Below are 3,587 nucleotides of genomic sequence, written 5' to 3' on the forward strand. Positions count from 1 at the left end.
AGGTAGGCATTTTGGTAATAGGTCTTTATTGCTTCGGGCAATTGCCCAATAGTCATTCTTTGTTTAGCGGTTTTAATAATATAGCGATTCCACTTTTCGGCCGAGTCTGTATTATTCTCCAATTCGATTTTTGTACCTAACTTGTCAATCGAAAGCGTATCATAAATGTTATTGTTGAATAAGTTTTGAGCAGATAACCGCAATCCTACAAATAACAAGAGTAGTAGTGAGATTTTTATTTTAAGCATATTTTCAAACGCAAGGGTTAGGTACTTGATGGGTAAATGAACGATGGTACTGGTTTACAATATTACTCTTCTACAACCTAATTGGCAAAATCTAACGCCACAACGAATGAAAAAAGAGTGAAAAACTGTGGCTTTCGTTATGTTATTATTTGGCTTTTGGTAATACTTGAAATCCGTATTATTAAAAAATCAAAGCGGAATCGTGATGGTTACACGTGTACCTGCTGCTTGCTGGTTTTGGTCTTGTAAATCTTCATAAATGATGTAATTTTTCTCTAACAATCCGTTATTCAGCAATCGGAGACGCTCTTCGGTGGCGGAGGTCGAGAAAGACTCGTGCTGCTGAATACGTTTACTTTTGATTTCGGCCGACTTCTCTCGTCCGATTCCATTATCTTCAACGATACAAATGAGATTTTCTTCGTTTTCACTCAAATCAAACACAATACTCAGTTTTTTATTGCCTATTTTATGGAGTAGTCCGTGCTTGATGGAGTTTTCAACGAAAGGCTGAATCAGCATCGGCGGAATTTGATGATAGTCTTCATCGATGGTATCACTCAAAGTAATATTGTACTCAAAATCTTCGGTAAAACGCATTTTTTCGAGTTCGAGGTATTTAGTTAGTACTTCTACTTCGGTCGATAGGCTAATTCTTTTTTTACCAGAAATGGTCAGAATTTGGCGAGTAAGATACGTGAAATTTCCCATTTGCTCGTTGGCAAGTTTTTTATCGCCAAACATAAATTGCTCTTGAATGCTATTGAGAGCATTGAACATAAAGTGCGGATTCATTTGGCTTTTCAGAGCTTTCAGTTCGCTCTCGGTGGCCTTTTGCTCGATGATGATTCGTTTTTCAGCTTCTTCGAGTTTTGTTTGAAGAAGTTCGTTTTCTTTTTTTGTCTTAAATCTTGTGAATGAAAAATAAGTGATTGCTCCGAGTGCTAAAATTGCACCGAGAATGCTGTAAATGAGCGTAGTTTTACGAGTAGATTCGAGGTCGGAGATTTGTTTTTGCTGGGATAAGTCTTTGATTTGGGCTTCTTTTTTTTCGGTTTCGTATTTGAATTCTGTTTTAAGAGCAATATTTTTGTTTTCATCTTGAAACAAACTATCACCTAATATTTTGGCTTCCAGTAAGTATTTATAGGAAGAATTATAATTCTTATTTTGAGCATATAATTCACTGAGCAACTCGGCAGCTTCTTTAATTGCGGCTGGATAGGAGCTGGTTTTAGCATTTCGGTATGCCTGCATTAAAACATCACTTGCGACTTCAAAATTCTTTCTCTTTAGATAAATCCTGCCAAGCAAAATTTGAACTTGAACAAGTTGTTGGAGATTTTTACCTGCCTCAAATATTTTGATTGATTTCTGTAGATTGGGAATAGCTTCTTGGTCTTTACCCGAAAGAAAGGCTATTTCTCCTAAGTGCCTTCTTGCCACTCCTTCAACCGCAATTAATTTGTGCTTTTGGGTAAGTTCAAGCGATTTTGTTGCGTATTGAGTCCCTTTTATAAGGTTTTTATTGAGAATGTTGGCATTTGCTAGGCTGTTCAAGATGAGTCCTTGGCGTAAATAATCGCCATTCTGATTAGCGATTTTTAGACATTCATTATAGTAGTATTCACTTTTTAAAAATTCTTTTTGTACGTCAAAAATTCGTCCGATAGCAAAGCAAGTGCGTTCTATTCCTTCGTTGTCATGTAATTCTCTGAAAATTTTTAAAGCTTGAAAATTGAATTCAACGGCTTTTTTACTATTTCCAGCATTGTTATGAATAAACCCTAAATCAGTTAGTACATAAGCAATTGCTTCTTTACTTTTTGATTTATAAGCATAAGTAAGAGCTTTATTGAAATTAGAAAGAGCCATTTCAAGATTCCCTAAAAAATCGTATGCTGTACCAATATTTTGATAATTCGACGAGGTTGTTTCGTGAAAGTCATTAGCGATGCTTATTGATAAGGATTTTTGGTAAAATTCAATAGCACGATGATAATCGTCAGTGTAGTTGTAGTAAGCACCTTGATTTTGGTAAGCAATTGCAAGAAATTTTAGGTAGTTTCTTTTTTCTAAACTGTTATTTGGATAATTATTGATTTTCTTTAGAGCAATTGCAGTCAATCGGTTGTTATATTTTATCCATATTTTATGGTCAGATTCGAGTTCAATCAATAAACTTAATCTTTGGCATTGTAAAGTGTCTTCGAGTTTATAAGAATTAATAACTTTAAGCAAGCTGTCTTTATTCTGCCCAAATGCACAGAAAGAAACAAACAAAAAGACAAAGATTTTTTTCATAAAATAAAAATAATGCTATTTTTACGATTCACCATTTAACTTTTAATAATATGAAAATTAAACTATTAGCAATTTTAGCATTTGCGTTTATTCTTTCTTCATGCACTGATGAAAATGAAGTAAAACCAAAAAACACACAGTCATTCAATAACAGCTGGCCATTGGCAAAATAAACTTGTTTCGTTTTGGGAATCTACGTCTAAAGCAGATTTCCCTCTCTACACTTTCACGCTCGCAATAAATTCATCAAATTCCTTCACTTTCTCACGAGCAATCGGGGCGGAGTAGCCATTTGCAAATTCTATCATGGCTCCATCTTTTTTATTATACTTCATAATTTGGTGCGTATTTATCAGATAAGAGCGATGGATTCTATAAAAACGAGCATCATTCGCCAGTAACTCATCAAATTCTTTGATTTTTTTGCTCACGAGGGTCTTTCCTGTCTTCGTAATCACGTTCGTATAAGAACCATCGGCTTCAAAAAAATAAATGTCTTCGAGCTGCACAAACACCAAGCTATCGGCCATCGGAAGGGCGATTTTTTGGAGTTTATTGACACTCAAGTTTTCTTTCAAAACATTCACTCGCTGAATGATTTGGTTTTGCCCGACCATCTTCACGGCCTTTTCTACGGCTGCCAGCACTTTTGAAATACTGATTGGTTTCAGGATATAATCTACGGCCGAAACTTCGAAGGCTTGCAGGGCAAAGTCAGAGTAAGCCGTACAGAAGATTGTCTCGAAGGTAGGTTGATTGAAATAATCGAAGAGCATAAAACCATTTTCTTCGGGCATTTCGATGTCCAAAAAAACGAGGTCAACTGAGTATTTATTAATGAGTTTTACAGCCGACTTTACATCGGTAGCTTCATCGATTATATGAATCATCGAACAGTGTTCGGTAATTATTTGGCGAAGCATCGAGCGTGCCGCAGGTTCGTCATCTACGATGATGGCGTTGAGTGTCATAAGTATATAAAAAAATGAGACTTTAAATATATCACATAGTTTTCAGAAATAACTAAAAAAAGTG

4 protein-coding genes are annotated in these 3,587 nt (G+C 35.4%); 1 reads left to right on the plus strand and 3 read right to left on the minus strand.

Translation table 11 applies throughout. The annotated features are described in order from the left end of the window. Together ACOVO2_RS22060 and ACOVO2_RS22065 are read right to left on the minus strand one after the other, a co-directional pair. Nucleotides 1-248: hypothetical protein (locus ACOVO2_RS22060; RefSeq protein ID WP_421772047.1), on the minus strand; the 248-nt coding region annotated here is incomplete at its 3' end. Nucleotides 249-437: 189 nt separating this feature from the next. Then, complete coding sequence (locus ACOVO2_RS22065; protein WP_421772048.1) at nucleotides 438-2,552, minus strand: tetratricopeptide repeat-containing sensor histidine kinase; 2,115 nt, start codon at nucleotides 2,550-2,552, stop codon at nucleotides 438-440. A 50-nt stretch (nucleotides 2,553-2,602) separates the two neighbouring features. Between ACOVO2_RS22065 and ACOVO2_RS22070 the strand changes: the two genes are divergently transcribed. Further along, nucleotides 2,603-2,725 (plus strand): hypothetical protein, encoded by a 123-nt coding sequence (locus ACOVO2_RS22070; RefSeq protein ID WP_421772049.1) that lies wholly within the window; start codon nucleotides 2,603-2,605, stop codon nucleotides 2,723-2,725. A gap of 45 nt (nucleotides 2,726-2,770) precedes the next feature. Here the strand turns inward: ACOVO2_RS22070 and ACOVO2_RS22075 are convergent, their stop codons facing one another. Next, nucleotides 2,771-3,523: a LytR/AlgR family response regulator transcription factor gene (locus ACOVO2_RS22075; RefSeq protein ID WP_421772050.1), complete on the minus strand. Its 753-nt coding sequence runs from the start codon at nucleotides 3,521-3,523 to the stop codon at nucleotides 2,771-2,773. Between the last annotated feature and the right edge of the window lie 64 nt (nucleotides 3,524-3,587).

It is taken from the genome of Emticicia sp. (genome assembly GCF_049241225.1).
In the GTDB taxonomy this organism is placed as follows: domain Bacteria; phylum Bacteroidota; class Bacteroidia; order Cytophagales; family Spirosomataceae; genus Emticicia.

What these genes read in the sequence shown, in the direction of transcription:
- ACOVO2_RS22065 (WP_421772048.1), bottom strand. Translation starts at nt 2,552, where the DNA reads ATGAAAAAAATCTTTGTCTTTTTGTTTGTTTCTTTCTGTGCATTTGGG.
- ACOVO2_RS22070 (WP_421772049.1), top strand. Translation starts at nt 2,603, where the DNA reads ATGAAAATTAAACTATTAGCAATTTTAGCATTTGCGTTTATTCTTTCT.
- ACOVO2_RS22075 (WP_421772050.1), bottom strand. Translation starts at nt 3,523, where the DNA reads ATGACACTCAACGCCATCATCGTAGATGACGAACCTGCGGCACGCTCG.